Origin of the sequence: Arthrobacter sp. I3 (assembly GCF_000520575.1) — a bacterium.
Lineage (GTDB): Bacteria > Actinomycetota > Actinomycetes > Actinomycetales > Micrococcaceae > Arthrobacter > Arthrobacter humicola_A.
Genome location: NZ_KI914938.1, coordinates 258500 through 259562, shown reverse-complemented (window position 1 = coordinate 259562; position 1063 = coordinate 258500). Strand labels below are relative to the sequence as shown.

Annotated in this window: 2 pseudogenes; both read right to left on the bottom strand. The window is 72.1% G+C overall.

The window, feature by feature from the left end:
* Positions 1-550, bottom strand: a pseudogene (locus Y706_RS29355) (glycosyltransferase family 2 protein); the annotation flags it as partial.
* Positions 525-1063: pseudogene (locus Y706_RS29350) on the bottom strand (glycosyltransferase family 2 protein); the annotation flags it as partial. The pseudogenes Y706_RS29350 and Y706_RS29355, both read right to left, overlap by 26 nt.

Sequence of the window (1063 nt, the reverse complement as noted above, 5' to 3'; positions counted from 1 at the left end):
GGCCCTCGGGACCGGCCGGGACCGTGCCGGCCGCCGAGACTTCTTCGGAAGGAAGCAGTCCGATGGCGGCGCCGCTGCCGTCCACTACCCGGACCCGGTGCGCGACGTCGGAGTCCGTGATGCCGGGCCGGTCCAGCGGGCTGACCCGCCAGAGCCAGCCCGTCCCCGTCTGGCCGACGGCGGCAAGTCCGGGAACTGCGTCCACGCGGCTGGCCGTCAATTCGGAGGCTGAATCGGCAACCCGGAGCACGACAAAGCCGACGCCGAGCCGCTCGAGGTCCTCCCGCGGATCCACGCCTTCGCCGGCGACGATGGTGGCCACGACGTTCCGGAGCGATCCGGCGACGGCGTCGTCGTCGCGGACCGTCTCCTGGCCCGGCGCTCCCAGGATGCCGCGGGCGGCGGCGATCGTTGAGAGTGCGTCCAGGGTTGTCCCGGCTCCGCGCATCAGTGTTGCGTCGAAGCTTCCGTCCTCGTTGCTGGCAATCAGGAGCGTCCTGGACTGTTCCGGGCCCTCGCCGCGGTCAACCGCCGTGGCGGGCAGCGTGCGGGCCTGGGCTGCCGGCCGCCGAGACTTCTTCGGAAGGAAGCAGTCCGATGGCGGCGCCGCTGCCGTCCACTACCCGGACCCGGTGCGCGACGTCGGAGTCCGTGATGCCGGGCCGGTCCAGCGGGCTGACCCGCCAGAGCCAGCCCGTCCCCGTCTGGCCGACGGCGGCAAGTCCGGGAACTGCGTCCACGCGGCTGGCCGTCAATTCGGAGGCTGAATCGGCAACCCGGAGCACGACAAAGCCGACGCCGAGCCGCTCGAGGTCCTCCCGCGGATCCACGCCTTCGCCGGCGACGATGGTGGCCACGACGTTCCGGAGCGATCCGGCGACGGCGTCGTCGTCGCGGACCGTCTCCTGGCCCGGCGCTCCCAGGATGCCGCGGGCGGCGGCGATCGTTGAGAGTGCGTCCAGGGTTGTCCCGGCTCCGCGCATCAGTGTTGCGTCGAAGCTTCCGTCCTCGTTGCTGGCAATCAGGAGCGTCCTGGACTGTTCCGGGCCCTCGCCGCGGTCAA